The sequence below is a fragment of the Paenibacillus sp. FSL H8-0283 genome (genome assembly GCF_045040675.1).
GTDB classification, from domain to species: Bacteria; Bacillota; Bacilli; order Paenibacillales; family Paenibacillaceae; genus Paenibacillus; species Paenibacillus amylolyticus.
The window spans coordinates 3,339,991-3,364,061 of record NZ_CP150295.1; the positions used below are offsets into that span (position 1 = coordinate 3,339,991).

Genomic DNA, 24,071 nt, shown 5'->3' on the forward strand with positions numbered 1-24,071 from the left:
ATCTTCTTCGGTTACACTACGGGAGTACGAACACAGAGATTCCTAATCCATAGACTAGACAGGAGAAGATGAGATTGACACGAAAGAAACGAACGTCTATCGCCGCCATAACTTTGGTGTTTGCAATGATGTCCCCAATGTCGGCCATGGCCACACCCGCTACCAGTAACGGTAGTAGCTCTACGTATGATCTAACTAAAAAGGCAGTAAGTGCAAAGGCCAAGGTACTCACTGAATCATACGCTACGACAAGTGTGCAGTACGCACTGATGGATGAGGGTGAGATTGTGATCTCCGGTCAGGCAGGAAAAAGCGACCTGAAAAACAACATCCCGCTTTCTTCAGATACCATGTATGGCATTGGTTCAACCAGCAAAATGATGCTCACAACCGCCGTAATGAAGCTAGTGGACCAGGGCAAGATCGATCTTGATGAGCCTGTCGTGAAGTATATTCCGGACTTTAAAATGAAAGACAAGCGTTACCAACAGATTACACCACGCATGTTACTGAATCATTCATCCGGGCTTCTAGGAACGTCAAGTAACAGTGCAATACTGTTTGGAGATAATGATACCTATGCACATGATACGTTACTGGAACAATTGGCGACGCAACATCTGAAGGCCGATCCTGGCGCATACTCGGTGTATAGTAATGACGGTTTTACATTAGCTGAAATTTTGGTTGAGCGGGTCAGTGGCATGGACTTCACAACTTTCATGCACCGGTACATAACCGAGCCTCTTGGTATGGAGCATACCAAAACACCGCAGGATATTGTAGAGCTTAGCAAGATGGCAGCAACATATGCCCCTTCGGATGAGGAGAAACTTCCATTAGAGACTACAAATATGATTGCCTCGGGAGGCATCTATTCCACCGCTGAAGATCTGGTTCAGTTCTCGAAAATCTTTACAGGTGAGGTTGAAGGTGTTCTTTCGGAGGAATCCGTAGAGGCCATGGAGCAAGAAGAATACAAGAGAGGCATGTGGCCGGAAGAAGGCGATTCTTCTATTGGTTACGGCCTGGGCTGGGACAGCGTGAACCTGTTTCCTTTTAATGATTACGGCATCCAGGCAGTAAGCAAAGGTGGCAATACAATAACCTATCATTCCTCCTTGATTGTGTTACCGGAATATAATATGGCTGTTGCCGTAACCTCTTCGGGTGGTCATAGCTCAACGGATCAATTGCTGGCAACTGAGCTGTTGCTTGGCGCGCTTGAGGAGAAGAATATCATTCCAGATCGTAAGCCGGAGAAGTCACATGATGCACCTGTGAAAACAACTATGCCAACAGAACTTTCACAGCATACAGGCATGTACGCTGGTGGGGCAAACATGTTAATGAAGCTGGACGTAAAAGATGATGGGCAATTAACGTTATCTAATCTGTCGTCTCCTAACAATCCTGCTCAGACCTATACGTACACCACTGATGGCTCATTTGTTAATAATTCAGGTACGGAAAAGCTGAAGTTCGTTCAGGAAGTCAATGGGAACACATATTTGTGGTCTCGCTCGTATCAGTCTGTTCCTGGGCTTGGGCAAGTTGCTTCCTCTGAATATAAGGCAGAAAAGCTTGAAACCAATGAATTGTCGGAAGAAGTAAAGGCCGCATGGCAGAAACGGGAAGGCAAAGCGTATGTGTTAGTCAATGAAAAATACACATCAACACTGTACAACGCAGCGATGCCGATGATTCCCATTCATACTTTTAATGAGCTACCGGGTTATGTCTACACGAATAAAATCGTTGGAGCTAACCAAGCTGTGAACCAATTGCAAATTCCTGGATTAGCGGGCCGTGACACGATGGAGTTTAATTTCTATGAGGAAAATGGCGTGGAATATGTTACAGCTGGAGGCAACGTTTATGCTGCTCAAGACATCATCAAACCGATCTATGCGGGAAAACAATCAAAGACAACGATTCAGGCGAATGGTCATGCCACATGGTATTCGATTCCTGCATCAGCTGCAGGTAAAGAAATGACGGTCAAGATGTCTGCAAACAGCGCATTTGCTGTATATAACCAAGCTGGCATAGGCATTAATCATACAGTGGTCAGTGGACAAAACGAAATTGTGTTGCCTGAGAACGGAACTATTGTATTCGCGGGTGAAGCTGGTTCGAAGTTCGAGATTGTATTGACAACCAGAGCAAATTAATAGATTATAAAAAACTGTACAATAAAAAGTCGCGGAAATCGCGGCTTTTTTTGAGTTTTAAATTTTAAATAATACGTTTTAAAGTAAATGTACCTTTTTTCAGATTCACAATGTAATATTGGGTTTCGCGAAGCTTACCTAAAGGGTAAGTATTAAAAGGACTTTTACTGGTTGGAAAAAAATGATGCAGGAAAATGTTGCAAGTGGAAAGGCAAAGCATTGATTGTTAATATACAGTAAATAATAACAATCAAATGGGCAGAAGATCGACAAAAAGCATAACCGTAATACCGATTCCAAAGAAAATAATGATTATTCGGACAATACCGAGACGGGGAGGACACATGAAAACAACGAAGATCTCATTTTTTATACTTTCACTGATGCTGCTCCTGGTGAGCGGTCTATCAGGATGGGTAGGGAACGCTGCCGCAGCGTCCGATTCCGGTAAAACCTATGTTATCGGAACTGATGTCACATTTGCTCCATTCGAATATGAAGATGAGAATGGTGATTTTGTTGGTATCGACATGGATTTGCTGGATGCCATCGCCAAAGATCAAAATTTCAAGTATCAAATCAAATCCCTGGGATTTAACGCAGCTGTACAGGCACTTGAGGCGAATCAAGTCGATGGTGTGATCGCAGGGATGAGTATTACGGATGAGCGAAAAGCAAAATTTGATTTTTCAGTGCCATATTATGATTCAGGCGTTGTTATGGGGATTAGTTCCAATAATGATACCATTAAAAGTTACGAAGATCTTCGTGGTAAAAAGGTCGCTGTAAAAACGGGAACAGAAGGGTACAGCTTTGCTGAGTCCATCGCCTCAAAATATGGCTTTACCATTGTTCCATTCGATGAATCATATCAAATGTATGATGATGTAAAGACCGGTAATTCGGTGGCCTGTTTTGAAGATGAACCCGTTCTAAGATATGGGGTAAAGCAGAATAATGGTTTGAAAATCGTTACCGCCAAAGAAGACGGGGCTTCCTACGGATTTGCGGTAAGTAAGGGTAAAAATCAGGAACTTCTGGAGATGTTCAATGCTGGTCTTGTGAATATCAAAGCAAACGGTGAGTACAAGCGCATTATCGAAGAATATGTTGGAGAGAATTCCCAAGTCGCAAATCTGGGGCGTTGGGAGTTAATACAGAAATCTCTTCCTGCACTTTTTAAAGGTCTGGGAAAAACACTTTTATACACGATTGTATCCCTGTTCTTCGCGTTTATCATCGGTCTGATTTTCGGATTCATGAAGGTGGGACAGAACAAATTCCTTCGAGTTGTTGCCACCGTATTTGTGGATATCTTCCGCGGTATTCCGCTGATTGTCCTGGCATTCTTTATCTATTTCGGGATTCCACAGGCGATGGGCTTCACGATGCCATTGTTCCTGGCGGCTATTCTGACACTTAGTCTGAATGCAGGGGCGTACGTAACCGAGATTATCCGAGGCGGGATTCAATCGATTGATCGTGGTCAGATGGAAGCTGCCCGTTCATTGGGCATTCCTTATCGCAAAGCGATGATAAAGATCGTTATTCCGCAGGCAGTGCGGGTTATGATTCCGTCCTTCATTAACCAGATGGTTATCACGTTGAAGGATACGTCAATCTTATCCGTTATTGGTCTCGTAGAGTTGACACAATCGGGTAAAATTGTTATTGCAAGAACGTTCTCCTCTTTTGACATTTGGTTAACGGTTGCGGTTATGTACCTGATTGTCATTATCACATTGACCAAAATTGCTGATTATCTGGAGGTGAAGGTTCGTCGTGGCTAAAATAAAAGTTGAAGGTTTGAAGAAAAGTTTCGGCTCGAATCAGGTCCTCAAGGGAATTGATGTGGCGGTCAACGAAGGAGAAGTTGTCTGTGTCATCGGGCCTTCCGGTTCGGGAAAAAGTACCTTCTTGCGCTGCATTAACCAATTAGATGTGATTACGGCAGGCCGGGTTATTGTGGATGATCAGGATCTGAATGACCCTAAAACCAATCTGAACAAAGCTCGCGAAAATATTGGAATGGTATTTCAACATTTTAACTTGTTCCCTCATTTTAGTGTGCTTAAAAACATCATGTTTGCGCCCAGAGAACTCGGGATATTAAATGCACAGCAGGCTCGTGATACAGCACTCAAATTACTTGAGCGTGTGGGGCTGTCTGATAAAGCAGAGAGCTTCCCAACACAACTGTCAGGTGGACAAAAACAACGTGTAGCTATCGCTCGTGCGCTTGCTATGAATCCGGATGTTATGTTATTTGATGAACCGACGTCGGCGCTTGACCCTGAGATGGTAGGAGAAGTTCTCGGTGTTATGAAGGACCTCGCGAGCGAAGGCATGACGATGATGATTGTTACCCATGAGATGGGTTTTGCTCGTGAAGTAGCTGATCGTGTGATCTTCATGGACGGTGGTTATATTGTCGAGCAGGGCACTCCTGAAGAGATATTTGGAAATCCGAAGAATGAACGGACGATCAGCTTTTTGGAAAAGGTACTCTAGCACTGAATCGAGAATGAATACATTGAAAGTCGCTATTTTAGCGGCTTTTTTTGTTATATTTATGAGGTGATTTAATAGAAAGACCGAACAAACTAAGCCAAGAAAGTGAGGTCTATACTCTATGGAAAACGTGTCACAAGAAGATCAACTGCAATCCATTAAAGCCTTTCAATCAACCATCCGCAAATCGGAAAATGCCTTAGTGAATATGACTCAGAAAAGGAATAACACAACATTGTTACAGAAACGTCTCCAAGCTTTATACATCGGCCTAGCACTGTTGGAAAAGGTATGGAATCAGAAATCTCATCCCTACACGGAGGAAGATATCGCAGAAGCTCGTCTTGTCTTGATGGGATTGTTCCCATCTCTAGAGAGCATGTATGCCAATTCCAAAGAAGGTAGCCCACAAAAGACCCTTCTAGAAAGAAGGATTAAAGCATTTCATCTGGCCGTTCAAGCCATGGATACATACTGATGAAATGAGAGAGAGGTCTGTCTAATGAACGACAGACCTCTCTTTTTCTTTTGCAAGCTTAGGAAAACCGATAGAGACGCACACCGTGCACAGGTACAGTAGTAACTAAGGAATTCTCTGTTAATTGAGCTGCTTCTTGGCTCCACAATTCGGTACCTTCGGTAATGCCGGACAGTCCAACCTCATCAATGGACAGATCCACAGGTAGAGCATTCTCGCCGATGTTAAACACAGCGACGTAAGAGGAACCATCCGTATGCTGGGCAGTCCACACAATAAGATCTTCTTTGTGTAAGGCTTCTCTGGCTCCGTAACTCTCGCGATGCATTCGCAGAACCTCACGATTAGTTAGCAGGGATAGTGTCCAGTCATCGTTATCTCGCAGTTCACCACCAAAGATGAGCGGGGAACGGAAGATGCTCCACAGTGACATCATCGTCAACTGCTCGTCAGGTGTGAACCGAGTCCAGCGATCTGCTCCACCACCGTCTACAGAACGGATACCGATATGACCCAAAGGCAACATATCACAGTCTGGCCAGCAACCTGCTTTGGGAACGCTCTGCCACGTCCGGCAGCGGTCGAACATATCCAATAACAGTGGCCAGAGGTCCCAGAAGTCGTCCGTGACACGCCACATGTTGGCATGATCAGCCAAGAATTCTGAGTATTCTACTGGAGCAGGGCCAGGAGAGAGACTTAGTACCATGGGCCGACCGGAGCGCTCAATCGCTTTGAATATCATTTCGATCTCAGGCTGATGGGTGTCATAGAGCCTTGAAGCAGCAATATCGTCAACCTTCACCAAGTCAACGCCCCATTGTGCATACAGTTCAAAAAGCGAATCGTAGTAGGCTTGTGCGCCTTCTTTTGAGCTATCAACACCATACATATCTGTATTCCACGGACAGATGGAGTTAGGATGAGCAATATCGCGCGCAGTGGCGGTTGTTCCCAGAATCGGAGTAGCCGCATGTGCAGCTTGACGTGGAATACCACGCATGATGTGAATGCCGAATTGCAGCCCCAGACTATGAACGTAGTCGGATAATGGCTTGAATCCCTGTCCACCTGCAGCGGAGGGAAACCGATTCTCGGCAGGCATAAGTCGCGAATATTCATCCATGATGAGTGGAACGAACGGACGATATTGCGAAGAATTGGCCAAAGGCTCGTACCATTGAATGTCGACCGTAATATAGCTCCAGCCGAAGTCTTTAAGATGTTCTTCCATGTACTCAGCGTTGCCACGAATTTCGTCTTCCGTAACGGCTGCGCCGTAACAATCCCAGCTGTTCCAGCCAAGCGGTGGAGTTGATGCTGCAAGTGTATGATTCATGGGAATGCTCCTTTATGGATTAATTATTGCTCTCGCTCAATTCATCATAATAAAGGATTTTATTAATATCTATAGTAATGTTGAGTGTCGAATAGCAAAATATTGCGGTTAGTCGAAGAACAATTTACGGTACACAAGGCTTTCTCCGCCACTACGAAATTCACCTGGCGTAACGCCTGTTATGCTGCGAAAGGCTTTGATAAAATAACTTCCGCTGGAATACCCAACTTGCTCGGCGATGACTTCAATGCTAAGAGAAGTTCTGCGCAGCAGTTCCATTGCTTTCTCGGTACGTACACGGGTTAGATAAGAACCAGGCGTCAAGCCCGTACTGGAGGAAAAGCGACGTATAAAGTGATATTTGGAAAGGGAAACATGCTCCGCTAGGTGATCGATACTGATCATCTTGGAGTAGTTGTTTTCTATGTATTCAACGGCTATTTGAATGTTTTCAGACCAATTCTCCCTGTTGTGCAATGTTGTTTTCTGTAATCGAGTCAATTCTGTCATGAACTGATATACGCTGGATGATGCGATCAGAGGATCAGTGATTCTGCCTGCCGCCGCATCAGTCACGATCATCCGCAACAGTCGGATGGGTGTACAATCAGCGGGAAGATAGGGAACTTCTCCCGCTTCACGAAGAAATTTTCTCCAATGGGGCAGAATAAGAGTGGGCCTGAAAAGCAGGAACAGAAACTCCCAAGGTTCTTTTGATACTGAATGGTAGTAATAGCGATGTGGCCCTGGAATTTCTGCCAAAAAAGCTTGTCCTGCGGTAACATGATGAATGCGATTATTCGACTCAAATACACCTTCACCCGAGACTGTATATTGGAATAACAGAAGAGGCCCGTCCGAACGTTCGAGTCCATCCCAATGATAAGAAGGATCGGTTATTGAATCACATCCAGCCGCATACAGTACACACAATTGGAGCTCCTTGTCTTCCGCGAATCGAAACCCATAGGTTCCTCTAGGGATATTCATGTCAGCTCTCCTTGTTGCCCTGAATTTTTACTGCGCTCCGCGAATGAAAATATCTACTAGCTTTTGGCCTAATGAAAGATTGGAACCATATTTATGCAGGTTATCTTCCCGGTTACCCATTAACATCAATGTCGAGAAAGTCTCTGCGAGGAAAAATGGATCGTCCGTTCGCAGTCCGTTTTCATCCATTGCCCGTTGGAAATGGGAGGCTAACACTTCATGAATCTGATGCTCCGCGTTGCGTATATCCTGAATTTGAGCTGGTTCAAGAAAAGGCTCAGCTTCTCTGAGCATGGTTTCAATCTCCGCATGTGGATTTCCCAGTCTGGCCTCTGCCAGACGCACAAGCCCCGACTCCAGATTCTCGGCTTGATCAAGGATATGCGAGGTTAACCGGCTCACATTCTGTAACATCGTTGTAAAGGCAACCTTAAAAAGCTCGGGTTTGCTGGTGAAATGATAATAAATGGTTGGTTTTGACACGCTACATGTTTTGCCAATTTGCTGAAGCGTGACTGTTTCGTAGCCATACTCCATGAATAACTGTGAAGCGGTTTGAATAATGGTTTGCTGAATTGAGATATCATCGTTGCCATGTTTGGGTCTTCCAGGCAATCGTTTAGGTGATTTTTCTGTCATTGGACTTCCCTCCATGAATATTTTATGACAAATAACGATAGTAAGCAAAATCATCTTGTAATTATACTTACCGGTAAGTATAATTATGGAGAGTTAAAAAAGGCATATCATTATCCTCATGCTAAGGTGGTTTTAAGGTTGAAAACAGCACAACGTACTAACAATTGGAAAAAAATAATCATGTGGACAATCTTGTCCATCGTTATCCTCGTGGCCGGAGTATTCGTATATCTCAATTCGGTTACGTATAGTCCCTCTGAGCGAGCTGAAACGGCGATGACAAGTGATGCGCAGGTTAATGTCGCCAATCTTAAGGACGGTTACCGATTTGAACCCGTGGGTACAGAGATAACCAAACCGAATATTATTTTTTATCCAGGTGGTCTGGTTGAACCTGAAAGTTATTCTCCACTTGCCAGAGAAATGGCAGAACAGGGTCACCGCGTATATATCGCGAACATGCCAATAAACTTGGCGATTTTCGGTCAGAACAAGGCTGATTCCTTTATCGAGGAACATCCTGACGAAGCGTTTGTTATTGGTGGCCATTCGTTGGGAGGGTCATTTGCATCACGGTATGCTACGGAGCACAATGAGAAGTTGGAAGGAGTCTTTTTCTTGGCTTCTTATGCAGATGAAGGAGGGAGCGTAAAGAATACGGACTTGTCTATCTTACAGATTACAGGCTCGGATGACGGAGTGCTTAACTGGGAAGACTGGGAGAACTCCAAAGCAAATCTTCCGGAAGACACGACATATGTGAGTATTGAGGGTGGAAATCACGGTCAATTTGGCTCATACGGCATGCAAAAAGGAGATAATCAGCCTGCCATTACGGAAGATAAGCAGTTGGAAGAGGTTGTTGTAGCCCTAGAGAACTGGATGGATACATTAAATTAAACTATTAAATGAATGTGTTGAATGGTAATGATCGTGGTACGATTAAAGTCGCTATTTTAGCGGCTTTTTTTGTTGTAGAATAAAAATAATGCTTCAATGGAGCAAGGCAACAGCTTTAATTGATTGAATTTCAACTCCATAATAGGCTTACAGAATTGCTTTAATTACCACAAATCGTTAACATTAGAAGCATTGTCATCGAAATAGCACCAAAACGGAAGACAGCAAGAGCAAGAACATCAAAAGGAGAAAAGATTATGTTTTTCAGAAAATTTGCTTACACGTTAGTGATCATCCTCGCTGCATTATTGTTCTCAGGTTGTACGTCAGAGTCTTTGCGTGATCTCGGATCACCTCAAGTTTCGGAGGATATGGGATTTGATGAGGTTGCCAATTATATCTCGGAACACAATGAACTCCCACCAAATTACATTACCAAGAAAGAGGCCAGAGATCTGGGATGGGAACCAAGCGAAGGTAACCTGCGAGAAGTCGCTCCAGGCAAAAGCATCGGCGGCGACGTGTTCAGGAACCGGGAAGGATTACTCCCCAACAAAAAAGGCCGGATTTGGTACGAAGCCGATATAAATTACTCAGGAGGACGGCGCGGAAGCGACCGAATTCTATACTCGAATGACGGTCTAATCTACCAGACGACAGATCATTACAAGTCATTTGAACAGTTAAAATAAACGGAGGAAATGATATGAGCATCATTCAGATTAACGGAAACGACTTTCACAGCAAGGAAGAGCTTCATCAAATTTTGCAGAACCAGCTTGAGTTAGACGAGAGCTATGGAGGCAATTTGGACGCACTATGGGATGTCTTAACTGGGGCTGTAAGCATGCCGCTTACTTTTCAATGGATTGGCTTCGAGAAAAGTAAAGAAATTCTTGGAGAATACGCTGATCAAGTCATGGAATTGTTGCGGGAAGTTGAAGCAGAAATCCAAGGATTTACGTTAGAACTATATTATTGAAAAGTAGGTTTGGTTTTATGAGGCGATGGGCAACCATCGCTTTTTTTGGTCTTCACATTTTTACTGAGACTCATGTCTAGATCATGCTATTTTCATGGCTTAATAATCAAGGTTGGGGTGATCAGACTTCCTTATACTTTAAACATGGAATAGGGTAGGCAGGATTGTAGTCGTTTACTAACGGTTGAATATGTAAGCGTATACTATCTCAAAGTGAACCATCGTAATGTCTGGATTGGTTATTACGACTAACATCATTTAGGGGGCAGAAAAATAATGAGAGCCGTATCAAAAGTGCTAGGAGCATGTCTCGTAACAAGTGTTGTGTTAGTTTCCGCCGGTTGCGGAAATGCTGGAGAGAATTCCGAATCAAATACGAGTGACCCCAACAGCCCGATCACATTTACCTTCTTCGGCGCAGATGCAAGTCCCAACTGGAACAAAATGCAGGATGCGGTAGGGAAGAAAATTACGGAAGAAACCGGTGTAAGCATTGATGCTGAATTCGATATTTCGAGCGGAGGCGGAAACGACCGCATTTCCCTGATGGCTGCCAGCGGCGATTATCCGGATTTGATTTTCCCCAAAGGTAACTTGACCAGACTCGTTGATGCCGGGGCAATGATTGATTTGACGGATCTGATCGAAGAACACGCCCCCAACTTGAAAAAGATCTACGGTGAGCACTTCAATCGGTTGAAATACAGCAATGACGATCCTGCAATCTATTGGATTCCAACGAATGGTGCGATCGATCAGGTCAGCTTTGATGCCACGAATGGTACTGCCATTCAACATCGTGTAGTCAAGGAACTCGGGTATCCTGAGATCAAAACCTTAAACGATTTCGAAAATGTGCTACGTGAATATTACGAGAAACATCCGACCACAGATGATGGCCAACCCACAATTCCGCTGACGCTTAGTGCAGATGGATGGCGGCGAATGATCACTGTTACTGATCCCGCTGTCATGTCTACTGGAGGACCTGGAGATGGTGAATATTTCATCAATCCGGACACCTACGAAGCCGTTCTGCATTACAAACGTCCCGAGGAGAAGGAATATTTCCGGTGGTTGAACAAGATGTACAATGAAGGCTTGCTGGACAAGGACAGTTTTGTTCAGAAGGATGACCAGTATAAGTCCAAAATCGCCAGTGGTCGCGTGTTATCCTTGCTTGATCCAAGCTGGGGATTCAGTGATGCGGAAAATGCTTTGAAAAGTGCAGGGAAAGACGACATGACCTACGGATTCTATCCGGTCACGCTAGATGACAACTTTCAGCGTAAAGATTTCCAGAATATTGGCTTTGACGGTTATGGCATTGGCATAACTGTAGATTGTGAAGATCCTGTCCGGGCTATTAAATTTTTGGACTGGATGTCTTCTGAAGAAGGGCAAGTATTGAGAAACTGGGGCGTTGAAGGCGAGCAATATAACGTGGAAGACGGTGTTCGCACCATCCCAGCCGATGTACAGGAACGTAAAAACAAAGACAATAACACATTCACCAAAGAAACCGGAGTAGGCTTGTATTACATTTTTGGTGCTCATTACGGGGATGGCGTCAAAGATTCAACGGATAACTACTATACAACGAATTATCCTGAACAGATACAGCAAAGTTATTCCGATGAGGAAAAAGAAGCTTTGAAAGGTTATGGCATCACCACATGGAAGGACTTGTTCCCTTCCGAAAAGGAGTTTCCGGTGAAAGAGTGGGGTGCTGCTTACAATATGCCGATTCCTTCGGATAGCGGGGATTATAACGTTGTGTATCAGAAAACGCAGGATATTATTCAGAAACGGATCGCCGAAGCGATTACATCCTCTCCGAGTGCCTTTGAAGACATATACGACAATATGATTACCGAACTTGATAATGCAGGTGCAGTAGCCATGGAACAGCAGTATACGGAGTGGATTAAAGATCGCGTTCGATTGTGGACGGGTAAAGAGATCAATTAACTTGCGGATATAATCAAAGTAATGCACTGTTTGCAGATCCGAAGTATATCAAGAACTTAAAAAACATCGAGCCATGCAGGATGGCTTGATGTTTTTTAGTTTACATTGAATGAGCTTGTCATTATTTTGGCAAAGCTTCCATTGCATCACGTCTTTGTTTGATATATCTACCAGGGGAGATGCCAACCATTTTGGTAAAACTGCGAATAAAATTGGCATAGTCACTAAAGCCCGATTGAAAGCATGCATCCGTAATACTCATTCCTTCTGACAGGTGGAATTTGGCCCGTTCAATACGACGACCCAAAATGTAGGAACGGATGGTCAATCCAGTATGCTTTTTGAACTGGCGGCTGATATAAGTACTGTTCATGTAGAACACTTCGGCAAGTTTGCGAAGTGTAATGTCTTGATTTAGATGTGTTTCAATATAATCCATGGTTTCACGAACTAGTTCAGGCATAATGTCATTGGGAACAAAGGAATTGTTATGAAACCAGACGTTAATCATGACCAACAATTGGGCTACGGCTGCATTTATTTTGATATCGGTGCCATACGCATCGGAAGCAAGCAATCCTTCCAGTTCGTTTGTACATTGCAGCATCTGCTTCAAGTTATCGTCGTCTAAATGTACGATGTTGCCTGTTCCTTTGGGGCGATGATCAAAACATGACGATAGATTGGTTGATGGTGTGGAAAGCTGAAACAGATATGTTTTTTTGAGATTGATTGTAATTCGCTCATACTCAGATTCATCCAGAATAAAGGCTCGGTGCATCTCCTCGGGTGACATCACAAGCAGATCGCCAGGCTGTACATGGTAACATCGATTTTCTACATAAAAGTGAACGTTACCACGAAGAAACAGGTAGATCTCGTATGCATTATGGCGATGATAGATCGTTTCCAGCTTATACGTCGTTACGCTGTGTAGATATAAGAGCTCAGGCTGGATGGGATCATAAAAACACTCAGAGGATCCATTCATGAAGTACCTCCCGTCATTTCACGCAATAAATAGAGCGGTTAACGCAATGAAATTGTACTCAGCTTACCTTAAAATGTAATCATCCTATCATGTTACCTTTTGTATTGCAAACGCTTTCTCGTAAAAAAGCACAACTAAAAACGATTATAGGGGGATTCTTTTGATGAATCATCAATCAACACCACATGCTGGTGAGCAAAAGCAAGACCAAGCTGCCAATCTGGAGCGTATTGCAGGGGAGATTGGAAAGCTTCGTCCCAACGGTAATCCTCTGGTGGCCCACAAATTTGGAGCCGACCCCTATGCTTTGGTATTTAACAATCGAGTCTACTTATATATGACTAGTGATAAGCTGGAATATGATAAGGACGGTCTTCCTCAGAAAAACAGCTACAGTTCAATCAACCGGATTACGGTCATTTCTTCGGATGACTTAATCAACTGGACCGATCACGGGGAGATCAGAGTTGCTGGACCGCAAGGCGCAGCAACATGGGCTTCGCAATCCTGGGCCCCGGCAGCTGCTCATCGAATCTTGGATGGAAAGGACTGTTTCTTTCTTTATTTCGCCAACAATGCCAGTGGAATTGGTGTATTGTCTGCACCAACACCTGTTGGTCCATGGATAGACCCTATAGGCAAAGCACTTATTACAAGAGAGACTCCGGGAGTGGAGGAAGTAACCTGGTTATTCGATCCGGCTGTCATTGTAGATGATGATCATCAAGCCTACCTTTACTTTGGTGGTGGTATTCCACACGGAAAAGCAGAAAAACCGGATACGGCAAGAGTTATGCGATTGGGAGACGATATGATCAGCGTTGTTGGCAAAGCGAAGGTTATTCAGGCGCCTTATATGTTTGAAGATTCAGGGATACATAAATATAATAATAGTTACTACTTTACGTATTGTTCCAATTTTATTGAGGGTGATCGGCCAGATGGCAGCCCACCACCTGGTGAGATTGCATATATGACCAGTGTTCAGCCAATGGGGCCATGGACATATCAGGGTACGTTACTCCAGAATCCTGGACACTTTTTTAATATTGGCGGCAACAATCACCATGCTATATTTCAACTATCGGATCAGTGGTACATTGCCTATCATGCCCAGACATTATGCCAAGCCATGAATATCCCAGAAGGTTACCGGTCAACACATCTTAATCGAGTCGAACATGATGAGGCCACGGGTAAGATCAAGAAGGTACATGCCGATTATCAGGGCGTAGATCAAATCAAGTGCTTCGATCCCTATGGGCGGGTAAGCGGTTCAACGATTGGATGGAGTAGCGGAGTATCAACAGAGCAATATTTTGACTCTGGTGAGATGTCTGCATCAGATTCGAATATGATCTCCGCTAAGTTGCATAATGACAGCTGGATAGCTATATCCAAGGTCGACTTTGAAAGTGAAGGACCTACAAGCTTCACAGCCACGATTGCGAATCAAGGAACCGAAGGTACGTTAGAACTTCGACTTGATCGTACAGACGGACTGTTAATTGGAGAAATCATTGTTCCACCTGCAACCGAATCTCTTCAATGGATGGAACTAACAACGAATGTTACGGGTGCGAAAGGTGTGCAAGACTTGTATATTAAGCTTAAAAGTTCAACAGACAGCCCAACCATCCTTTTAAGAGAATGGAAGTTTAATAGACAAAATGAGGTGTAATTAAAGCATGTATCCGAATCCGATTATTTGGGCCGATTACCCGGATCTTGATGTTATTCGTGTAGATGACACATATTATATGGTCAGTACAACCATGCATATGATGCCGGGATGTGTCATCCTGCGTTCATATGATCTGATCCATTGGGAAGTAGCCACATATGTATACGACACATTGGACGATACACCTGCACAACGGCTGGTGGATGGTCATCACGTTTATAGTAAAGGCATGTGGGCTGCATCACTCCGCTATCATCAAGGAATGTTCTATGTGATCTTTGTTGCGAATGATACCCGTAAGACATACTTGTATACGTCGACCTCCATCTCGGGAGTATGGAAGAAACAGATCGTGGAAGGGTTTTACCATGATTGCTCCTTATTTTTTGACGATGATGAACGAGCATATCTCGTGTACGGTAATACCGAGATCTATCTGACCGAATTAAGCTCTGATCTGTCCGGGCCCAAACCTGGTGGAGTGCATCGCTTGATTGTAAAAGACGAGCAGCCTCATCACCTTGGTTATGAAGGAGCACATTTTTACAAGATCAATGGTAAATATATTGTGTTCCTGATTCATATCACGAAAGCTTCCGGACGTAGAACACAGGCGTTTTATATGGCAGACTCTCTGGAAGATGTCTTCACTGGTGGAGAAGTATTTAATGACGATATGGATTATTTCAATTCAGGTGTTGCTCAGGGCGGTATCGTGGATACGCCGGATGGAGACTGGTATGCAATGCTGTTTCAGGATCATGGGGCTGTTGGCCGGGTTCCTGTTTTGGTTCCGCTACACTTTGATCAAGGTCAACCGATCTTTGCAAACAAAGCGCCGAAGCAGATTGATATCCCGAGCACGAGACCAGAGCACCGTTATAACCCGTTAGTGGGTAGCGACAGTTTCAATTATGAACCCGAGGAAGATGGAAACATCCGCCTCCGTGATTTTTGGCAATGGAATCATACACCTAATCATGAACTCTGGTCCGTTACAGAGAAATCGGGGGTGTATCGTGTTCGAACGGGACAGATCAGCCCAAATCTGACGTTTGCGGTCAACACACTAACCCAGCGTTCAATGGGGCCCGCTTGCGAAGCAATAGTTACGCTTGACGGCAGTCGTCTGAATGATGGGGACTATGCCGGGTTGTGCTTTCTAATCGGTTCGTACGGTATGATCGCTCTCACGAAGCAGGATAACAAGTTTTACTTGGTCATGCATGCCAGAGATAGTGAGGATTCCACCATATTTGGCAATCTGATCGACCAGAAGCCAGCCACTGAACATGAACGTATCCCAGTATCAGATCCAGTAGTTAAACTAAAAGCATTCGGAAATTTTGAGAACAACCTGGATGAGTGCTCTTTTGCCTATTTTGATGGGGTTGAATGGAGAGATATAGGGATTGTCCACAAAATGATATATAAACTGGATCATTTTATGGGTTGTCGAACGGGGTTGTTTGTATATTCAACGGAAATAGCTGGAGGAACAGCTGACTTTTCGAATTTTGAATATCGCGTGATTAATCCTGATGAGAAACAATAAAAATACGAAAAGCCGCCCAATGGCGGCTTTTCGTATTCAATGAGTACAAGTTGTTGTACAATGATATGGATTAAAGTTGACAGAGAGAAGAGAGTTGTTCAAACCGAACTGGGGGCATGTCGTCATGTATAAGAGATGTCTGGACATAACAAGATGGACCTTCATTCTGTTCCTTGCTGTATCCATACCAGCAGGTCATACCGAAGGTAATAGCAAACAACATCATCCGCAGCAAGATGGGCAGCAGATTCAACTTCCCGCTACGTTTGAGAGGTATTCTCCTCCCATCGTGGTCTCTTTTGTCAGGGAAACGGGAGATGACCTTGAGCGCATGATTAGTCAGTTACCGGGCGAGACGATACTGGATAATCGCTGGACTCGTTTGTACGAGAAAGAGCTAGGTATTCAAATTCACTATGACTGGACTGCTAATGGGGATGTATACAATCAGAAGTTGGGTGTATCCCTTGCTGCAGGACGTTTTCCAGATGTGGTGAAAGTTAATCCATATCAACTTAGACAACTGAGCAACGCTGGAATGATCGAAGATTTAACCCATGTGTACCAAGAGTATGCTTCCCCACTTACAAAGAGTATATTGGAGGCGGAGGGAAGAGGAGCATTTGATGCGGCAACCATTGATGGCAAACTCATGGCTATTCCCGAATCATCTTCCTCCATTGAGACAGCGCAGTACCTGTGGATTAGAAGCGATTGGTTGGAGCAACTGGGGCTACGGCCGCCTGAAACGATAGAAGAGCTTCTCCAGGTTTCGAAAGCGTTTACAGAGGAGGACCCCGACGGGAACGGAGAGCATGATACGTACGGACTTGCGCTAACGAACCATCTATGGGATCCAGTTATGGGAGCTGCAGGGTTCATGTCCGGCTACGGTGCCTACCCTAATATATGGGTTAAAGATGCAGAAGGAAACCTCACTTATGGAGGTATACAGCCTGAAGTTCGGGAGGCTCTGAAAGTACTGCAAACGTTGTATCGTGAAGGCCAACTTGATCCGGATTTTGGTTATAAAAGTGGAAACAAGGCGTTTCGTCTAGTTCAAGATGGAAAAATAGGGATGCTTTACGGCGAACAGTGGACATCCTTTATGCTTCAGAGCACCCGTGATAAAGATACAGGTATAGATGTAGAATGGCAGGCATATCCCATTGTTGCCAAGTCGTACCGGAGCCTGTTCGTACCGCTACGTTCCAACACTGGGCAATACTTTGCTGTAAAAAAGGGATTCTCTAATCCGGAAGTTGTTGTAAAGCTCATGAATCTGCATCTGGACATCAACTGGGGGGATCAGGCACAGTATGAAACATACTACAATGACGACTCCCGAGCTGTGTGGATGCTTTCACCGGTAACTCCTTTTCCCGGTAATAAAAATATAGATGCATACAAACAAATTCGTGATGCCAGAAGTACAGGAGACTTCTCGGCTCTGCAGAATGAAGCTCTCGCCATTCACAAACGCATTGTGGCCTATGAATTGGAAGATGTAGAGAGCGGCTGGGGTTGGAAACAAACCTATGGGCCTTCGGGTGCTTTTAGCATTGCAGATTCTTACGAGAAGAACGGCCAACTTCTCTATGATCAATTCACGGGCGGAATTACGGATACAATGGTTGATCGACAAATTATTCTTCGGGATCTTCAGCTTGAAGCCTATATGAACATTATTCTAGGCAGGTCGATAGATGAGTTTGATCAATTCGTTGAGAACTGGCGCAAGCTGGGGGGAGATCAGATCACATCGGAGGTTAACGCGTGGTTTCGCGCCAGCAAGCCAAAGGAGCGCTAATGTTCACTTTATTCTTACAAGGAACCCACTCAGCCTTTGGCATTGGAGGTGAATGTATTGATCAAGATCCCTGCTAAATCATGGTTTAACAGTATATTTGCGCGATTAATAATCACCTATCTGGTATTTGTACTCCCCCTTATTCTTCTTGGCGTGTATCTGTATCATTGGAGTTATGACAATGCAAGTCAGGAAATATCGTTGTCAACGGAAAGACGGTTGAACCAATATGTGGTGGAATTGAACAGAGAGATAGAATGGATGGAATTACAGCAGTTTGATATCGTTGAGGATCGAAAACTCAATCGTCTGGCCATTCTCTGGGACATGATGGATCAGGTTGAGCGGCGTGATACATTAAATTACCTGACTGAACGACTCGCTTCATTCAAGAACAGCACTGCTTATATCAAAAACGTTCATGTACATATCCCTTCTGTTGGCAAGAGTATATCCGCGATCCAAGGCATCGATGATTTCGATAAAAGTTCTTACCTATATTTCAGTTCAGGCATGCAAGGAAAAGGTACACGTTTCACGGTGAAAGAGGACGCCTTGAACTTAAGTGCTGTCAGATTGACAGGCACGAGAGGAGAACCCCCGCTTTTTGTCATTCAGGTGGAGCTGGATACATACCATTTTCAGAATGAACTCACACGGCTTAATTTGTACCCTGAGAGTTCAACGTTTCTGATTGAGGACAAAACGGGGTATGCCATCACAGATAAACATCAAGCTAGTGTTATTCTCGCGAATTACCGTGAGCACAGTGTAAAGGGTACACTTGATGGCTTTCGGATGAAGGTGGGTGACACCATGTACCATGTTAGTCAGTTGCATATGGACTCCCTGGGCTTATCCGTAGCTACATATCTACCCGAGGCAATTGTTACGAAGCCACTTAGCAAGTTCTATCATTGGGCTTGGCTGTTTGCAATTACATCATTTGTTGCCATCACGGCGTATCTCTATTCAAGTTACAAGTTGATTCATATCCCGTTGCTGTTGTTGGTGAAAAGATTCAAAAAAATGGAGGGAGGCATGCTTGATGTCCCCATTGCGCATAACCGAAAGGATGAATTCGGCTTCCTCTACACCCGTTTCAATCTAATGATTGAAAATCTTCAATCCCTTATCGATCGAGATTTTAAGAAAACATTGATGATGCAGCGGGCCGAGTTGAAACAGCTTCAATCGCAGATTAATCCTCATTTTCTGTACAATAGCTTCTTTATTCTGAATTCACTGGCAAGGACAGGAGAAACCGAACGTATTGAGCAATTCACCAACATGCTCGGAGAGTATTTCAGGTTCATTACGCGGAATGAAACAGATCATGTGAAGTTGAAAGTGGAAGTTGAGCATTCACGGATCTATACAGAGATTCAACAATTACGATTCTCCAGACGAATCAAAGTTGATTTTGGGTCACTACCTGCTGAGATGGAACATATTAAAGTTCCCAGACTCATTATTCAACCTATTATTGAGAATGCCTACGAACACAGCCTTGAAAAGAATACGGACTCCGGTCTTCTAATTATTGGGTTTAATATGGAAGGTTCATATGCCGAGATCACCGTAGAGGATAATGGTAATGAGTTGGAAGAGCAACACATTCAAACTCTTCAACAACGTTTGCATAAGGACGGAGGTACAGACGAAATGACGGCGTTAATAAATATTCATCGACGTCTGGTCCTGACGTATGGAGAAGGAAGTGGGCTTTTTCTATCCAGAAGTGAACTGCAAGGGTTAAAAGTCACAATTCGAATCCAGTGGAAAGAGGGGGAAAACGAATGTATCGACTTTTGATTGTAGATGACGAGGAGATTATTACGGATAGTCTCTATGAAACGTTCGCCAGACATATACCCGAACAGCTTGATGTATGTAAGGCCTACTCTGCAACAGAAGCATTGTCCTGGATGCAACGTTCGAGAATTGACATTGTTCTAACGGACATCCGTATGCCGGGTATGAGTGGGTTGGAACTGACAGAGCGGATTCAAGCCAGTTGGCCGAATTGTCGTGTCATTTTTCTGACAGGACATAGCGATTTTGATTATGCATATCAAGCTTTTCAGATGGCTAATGTGCGTTATTTGCTCAAAACGGAAGGTTATGACAAGGTGATGTCTGTTGTAGAAGATGTGATGGAAGAGATCCGGCAAAGTCACAGCATGGTTGAGTTGTTGGAACATTCTCATAAAGTTAATTCGCAGCTTGCACTGATACAGCAAAAAGAGTATTTACGGAAGTTACTTCAAGACTGTACAGCGGTTATAGATTCTACTATGCATATGCAGGACGAATTATCCAAACGAGATATAAGATTACAGATCAACTCGCCTGTTTATCTCATACTGGGTCGGTTCAATAATCTGCCAGAAAAGGGTTCGGACCTCACACAAGTCCAAGAATCTGTGCGCATTATCGGCTCTTCTCTGATGAATGAACGTACAGTGTGCGCAAGTGTAACGGACCATTATGGGGATACGATCTGGCTGCTTCAGCCGAAGCAGGAGGAAGAGATGACAAATGATAAACTTGTGCGATTTCTAGAAGGTACACTGGAACTGGTACAGGAAGCATGCATGGTCTCACTCGGCGTATCCATTGCTTTTTCATTAAGTAGTCGCAGTTGCAATTGGTCCGAGTTAACCAAACAATATGAACGTCTGAGATTACTCCAGTGGATGAAAATTGGGGATGGTGTATCCATGGTACTCACGGACCATCGTAATGATCTCTCATCTGATGTACCCAAAGAATCCATGCGGATCTCAAACCGGATCGAGATTATGTCAGGATATTTGGAAACGGGACGAATTCAGCCATTTTACGATATATTTGAGGAGCTTGCAGGAGAACTGATGCAACAGGATATTACGATGGAACGTGCCATGGAGACATACTACAATCTGGCCTTATTATTGCATTCAACGATCAATCGTTGGGGTCTTCAACAGAAGATCCCGGATCAAAGAAGCTTGCTGCACTTAGGGGAGTATACATGCATGAAGGATGCAGTACAGTTTCTATATCGTGCTGCCGATGAACTAGTCCGCTACAAAAGATCAAATGAACAGGAACGCGCTAACGTTGTCATTCATTCCTTATGCAGTTACGTCAAGGAGAATCTGGAGAAAGATCTTTCTCTGGTGAGACTGGCAGAACTTCATCATTTTAATCCATCCTATCTGTCGCGATTCTTTAAGCAGGAAATGGGAATAAACGTGTCAGAGTTCATTGACGACTGCCGGATACGGAAAGCTAAAGAATTGCTTCAGAACACAAATCTTATGGTACGTGAGGTCGCACTTCAAGTGGGGTACGAGGCTGCCCATTCATTTACCCGACTTTTTAAGAAAATAACGGGAATGACTCCCCAAGAATACCGGGAATCCCTTTTGGTACGTTAATGGTGAATACTCTGGAATTGACCAAATCCAAACAACCACAAAAAAACGCAGGAAGAAGAATATATCCTGCGTTTTTTTGTGGTTATTATCTAATTGATAAACAAACCGATTCGGCAATCCACCTTTAGGCCGTGTGGATTTTTTGTCTTCTATAAGCATTGGGACTCGATCCGGCATACGCTTTGAACTTTTTATAGAACCAATCAATATCTTTATAGCCTACCTCGATAGCAATCTCATATATTCGCAAATTCGTGGAAGACAACAACTGCTGTGCCTTTTCCATTCGTTGCTGGAGCATATAATCATTGAAAGACATCTTCTCTTCCAGCTTGAACTTCTGTCCCAGGTACGCACAGTTAAAATGAAGCATGTCAGAGATCTTCTTCAGCGTGATTTCATCACTCAGATGATCCCGTACATAGGCCTTGACGATACGAATAACATGACTGGAGTGCATGGGTTTACCGTTCATTTGAACGGGTGTTTTGAAGAACGACGACGTTTTGTGTGCCGGGTCGGTTTCAAGGTGGGATCTAAGTCCATGCAGACTGTTAAGTAAAGAAGAAGGACTAACAGGATACGGGAGATAATCATTTACCTGATACGTCAGGGCTTTGCGTACAAACCTGAAGTGATCTCTTCCACCCATCAGGAGGATAGGTATCTGACTTTTTTTTCGAATGTCATTGCATAACCAGAGCCCCGCGGTATCAAACCTCTCTGTATGTACCATAACAAGGGAAAAGTCTCGTTCTGACAATGCGGTCAAAGCCTCGGCCGATGAGAACACACAATTTGCGATAGTATATTGAGCTTTGCTCCGTAGCAACATCTGTTGCAACTCTCCGCACAAACGACGGCTGAAATCCACAAGTAAAATATCATACATGAAGCAATACCTCACCTTCTGCTGAATTGTAATGCGCTAGATTAACTGAAATTTGACTTAATTTCATTATGGTAATAAAAGAAAGCGCATACAATGTGCATATTTTTGTAGACAGTGCATTTCTTTACCAATTAAAACCTATAATGCACTTTGCTCGTGCAAAATTACGCAAATCTATATTCAGCCCGGGTAAACATCTGTATTTCGGCAGGTTGTTTGCGCTTTCATTTGAACGATACACTGTGATAGCAAACGACAATCAGGGGGGAAGACGATGAGAAAAAACAAGTTCATGCTACTGAGCCTGGTATTTGCGGTCTTGTTGGTAATTGCTGCATGCAGTTCTGCACCTACCGCTCAACCCGAGCCGGAAAAGACAACACCACAGGAGGAACAAAAACCCGCGGAAACCGAGCCAAAGAATGAAAACTCCACGCCAGAAATGGACTTTGACATGGGTGGCAGAACGATCAAGGTTGTTGCTTGGTGGGACATGGAAATACAGGGGAACAACCCGGACAACATTCAACGCCTTGAGAATCTCGAAGCGCTGAAGAAAAAACACAACTTTAATATTGAATATGTTTCCATCGATTTTGGTGAATATCAGGAAAAAGTAGTTGCTTCCCTGATGGCCGGTGAACCGCTTGGCGATCTGGTGAGACTGGGCAAAAACTATGCCATTCCGGCATTGACCAAACAGGATCTGTTATGGCCGGTGGATGATTATATTAAAAACGACAAGGTATTCAATCAGAAAACAACCAAAGAATACATGCAGTATGAAGGCAAAGGTTACGGCTTTACCGAGGACCAGTCCTCGTTTATCAACGGAATTTTCTATAATCGCACACTCATGCAAGAGCTCGGCTTGAAGCCACTTCAGGAGTATGTGGATGCCGATGAATGGAACTGGGATACGTTCATCAGCGTTGCCAAGCAAGCGAACAAAGATCGAAACAATGATGGCAAGCTAGACACTTGGGGACTCGCTCAAACGGGCTTGCTGGAACCGATTCTGTATTCCAACGAGGCTTCTCTGACCAAAGAAGATAAGCAGAACCTGGAAGATCCAAAAACAAAAGAAGCGTTGAACTTCCTGTCCAAACTGGCTACCGAGAAGGTCGGCAGAGCTTCTGAGGGCGGCGATTGGACAGAGCCATCCACGTTCTTCCGTCAAGGCAACACCTTGATGTATTCAGGTGCCATGTACGAAGTTGAAGGTATTATGACGGATATGAAGGACTACGATATTGGTTTTGTACCGTTTCCAAAAGGTCCAAGTGCAACAGCGTATCACTCCGGTGAGTCACGTTACCAAGCTATAACAATTCCAAAAGCGGTAGAGAATCCGGAACAACTGATGTACATCTGGGAGAAAATTAATGAGATCGAATCGATCTATGAGTATCCGGGACAATCCACACTGGAGACACATCTGACCGATGAAGCAGATATCAACAACGCCAGAGAGGTTGCGGAAGGTATGTTGGTTCTCGACCATAACACATTCCCGTCCTTGCCGTTCTGGGATTTTGATGGGGAACTCAAAGAAGGGGTATCCGTATCTACGCTGATCGAGAAATACAAGGCTCCTTTCCAGGCTGCGATTGATGAGGTTTACAAATAAGTATCACGTTACACGGGCAGAACGCACCAGTGAAGGTGCGGTCTGTCCGGGTTAGTCAATCGTTCAGTTCTCTCAACGCTTACAGGAAAGGGGATACATT

The 24,071-nt window shown here is 44.1% G+C and carries 19 protein-coding genes; 14 read left to right on the forward strand and 5 right to left on the reverse strand.

All coding sequences use genetic code 11. The features are described 5' to 3' along the window. Positions 1–68: 68 nt before the first annotated feature. The 4 genes from MHI52_RS15075 to MHI52_RS15090 all read left to right on the forward strand — a co-directional run bounded on the left by MHI52_RS15075 (position 69) and on the right by MHI52_RS15090 (position 5,163). A complete protein-coding gene (locus MHI52_RS15075; protein WP_405159306.1) occupies positions 69–2,174 on the forward strand; it encodes a serine hydrolase domain-containing protein in 2,106 nt (701 codons plus the stop codon). Positions 2,175–2,518: 344 nt separating this feature from the next. Beyond that, positions 2,519–3,964 (forward strand): amino acid ABC transporter substrate-binding protein/permease, encoded by a 1,446-nt coding sequence (locus MHI52_RS15080; RefSeq protein ID WP_405159307.1) that lies wholly within the window; start codon positions 2,519–2,521, stop codon positions 3,962–3,964. Continuing rightward, the gene (locus MHI52_RS15085) at positions 3,957–4,685 is read left to right on the forward strand and encodes an amino acid ABC transporter ATP-binding protein (protein ID WP_036615952.1); all 729 of its coding nucleotides are present in this window, start codon (positions 3,957–3,959) and stop codon (positions 4,683–4,685) included. Before MHI52_RS15080 ends, MHI52_RS15085 begins: the two co-directional genes overlap by 8 nt. A gap of 121 nt (positions 4,686–4,806) precedes the next feature. After that, positions 4,807–5,163: a hypothetical protein gene (locus MHI52_RS15090; protein ID WP_101313750.1), complete on the forward strand. Its 357-nt coding sequence runs from the start codon at positions 4,807–4,809 to the stop codon at positions 5,161–5,163. 58 nt (positions 5,164–5,221) lie between these two features. On the opposite strand, the gene MHI52_RS15095 is transcribed toward MHI52_RS15090, so the two are convergent. The 3 genes from MHI52_RS15095 to MHI52_RS15105 form a co-directional block, all read right to left on the reverse strand. After that, positions 5,222–6,502 (reverse strand): glycoside hydrolase family 27 protein, encoded by a 1,281-nt coding sequence (locus MHI52_RS15095; protein ID WP_405159308.1) that lies wholly within the window; start codon positions 6,500–6,502, stop codon positions 5,222–5,224. Positions 6,503–6,610: 108 nt separating this feature from the next. Further along, on the reverse strand, positions 6,611–7,492 hold the full coding sequence (locus tag MHI52_RS15100; protein ID WP_282321445.1) for an AraC family transcriptional regulator: 882 nt from the start codon (positions 7,490–7,492) through the stop codon (positions 6,611–6,613). Between the two features lie 27 nt (positions 7,493–7,519). After that, entirely contained in the window at positions 7,520–8,131 is a 612-nt protein-coding gene (locus tag MHI52_RS15105; protein WP_282321444.1) for a TetR/AcrR family transcriptional regulator, read from the reverse strand. 138 nt (positions 8,132–8,269) lie between these two features. On the opposite strand from MHI52_RS15105, the gene MHI52_RS15110 reads away from it, so the two are divergent. The 4 genes from MHI52_RS15110 (at position 8,270) to MHI52_RS15125 (ending at position 11,984) form a co-directional block, all read left to right on the forward strand. Beyond that, the gene (locus MHI52_RS15110; protein WP_405159309.1) at positions 8,270–9,031 is read left to right on the forward strand and encodes an alpha/beta hydrolase; all 762 of its coding nucleotides are present in this window, start codon (positions 8,270–8,272) and stop codon (positions 9,029–9,031) included. Positions 9,032–9,288: 257 nt separating this feature from the next. Next, positions 9,289–9,723, forward strand: coding sequence for a ribonuclease domain-containing protein (locus MHI52_RS15115; protein WP_101313754.1), 435 nt, complete (start codon positions 9,289–9,291; stop codon positions 9,721–9,723). 14 nt (positions 9,724–9,737) lie between these two features. After that, on the forward strand, positions 9,738–10,013 hold the full coding sequence (locus MHI52_RS15120; protein ID WP_076327603.1) for a barstar family protein: 276 nt from the start codon (positions 9,738–9,740) through the stop codon (positions 10,011–10,013). Between the two features lie 276 nt (positions 10,014–10,289). Further along, positions 10,290–11,984, forward strand: a complete 1,695-nt coding sequence (locus tag MHI52_RS15125; protein ID WP_101313755.1) for an ABC transporter substrate-binding protein — start codon at positions 10,290–10,292, stop codon at positions 11,982–11,984. Positions 11,985–12,105: 121 nt separating this feature from the next. On the opposite strand, the gene MHI52_RS15130 is transcribed toward MHI52_RS15125, so the two are convergent. After that, the gene (locus tag MHI52_RS15130) at positions 12,106–12,975 is read right to left on the reverse strand and encodes an AraC family transcriptional regulator (RefSeq protein WP_101313756.1); all 870 of its coding nucleotides are present in this window, start codon (positions 12,973–12,975) and stop codon (positions 12,106–12,108) included. Positions 12,976–13,138: 163 nt separating this feature from the next. Here MHI52_RS15130 and MHI52_RS15135 point away from each other — a divergent pair, with 163 nt between their 5' ends. From MHI52_RS15135 to MHI52_RS15155, 5 genes are all read left to right on the forward strand, one after another. Further along, entirely contained in the window at positions 13,139–14,656 is a 1,518-nt protein-coding gene (locus tag MHI52_RS15135; protein WP_101313757.1) for a glycoside hydrolase family 43 protein, read from the forward strand. Between the two features lie 7 nt (positions 14,657–14,663). Continuing rightward, complete coding sequence (locus tag MHI52_RS15140; RefSeq protein ID WP_101313758.1) at positions 14,664–16,214, forward strand: glycoside hydrolase 43 family protein; 1,551 nt, start codon at positions 14,664–14,666, stop codon at positions 16,212–16,214. A 124-nt stretch (positions 16,215–16,338) separates the two neighbouring features. Continuing rightward, positions 16,339–18,024, forward strand: coding sequence for an extracellular solute-binding protein (locus tag MHI52_RS15145; RefSeq protein ID WP_405159310.1), 1,686 nt, complete (start codon positions 16,339–16,341; stop codon positions 18,022–18,024). Positions 18,025–18,072: 48 nt separating this feature from the next. Next, positions 18,073–19,839, forward strand: coding sequence for a histidine kinase (locus MHI52_RS15150; RefSeq protein ID WP_390925370.1), 1,767 nt, complete (start codon positions 18,073–18,075; stop codon positions 19,837–19,839). Further along, positions 19,824–21,449, forward strand: coding sequence for a response regulator (locus MHI52_RS15155; RefSeq protein ID WP_127548518.1), 1,626 nt, complete (start codon positions 19,824–19,826; stop codon positions 21,447–21,449). The genes MHI52_RS15150 and MHI52_RS15155 overlap by 16 nt, the downstream gene beginning before the upstream one ends. Before the next feature lie 124 nt (positions 21,450–21,573). On the opposite strand, the gene MHI52_RS15160 is transcribed toward MHI52_RS15155, so the two are convergent. After that, on the reverse strand, positions 21,574–22,341 hold the full coding sequence (locus tag MHI52_RS15160) for a helix-turn-helix domain-containing protein (protein ID WP_047842955.1): 768 nt from the start codon (positions 22,339–22,341) through the stop codon (positions 21,574–21,576). A gap of 274 nt (positions 22,342–22,615) precedes the next feature. Between MHI52_RS15160 and MHI52_RS15165 the strand changes: the two genes are divergently transcribed. Continuing rightward, positions 22,616–23,971, forward strand: a complete 1,356-nt coding sequence (locus tag MHI52_RS15165; RefSeq protein WP_074095065.1) for an extracellular solute-binding protein — start codon at positions 22,616–22,618, stop codon at positions 23,969–23,971. The last annotated feature ends 100 nt before the right edge of the window (positions 23,972–24,071 follow it).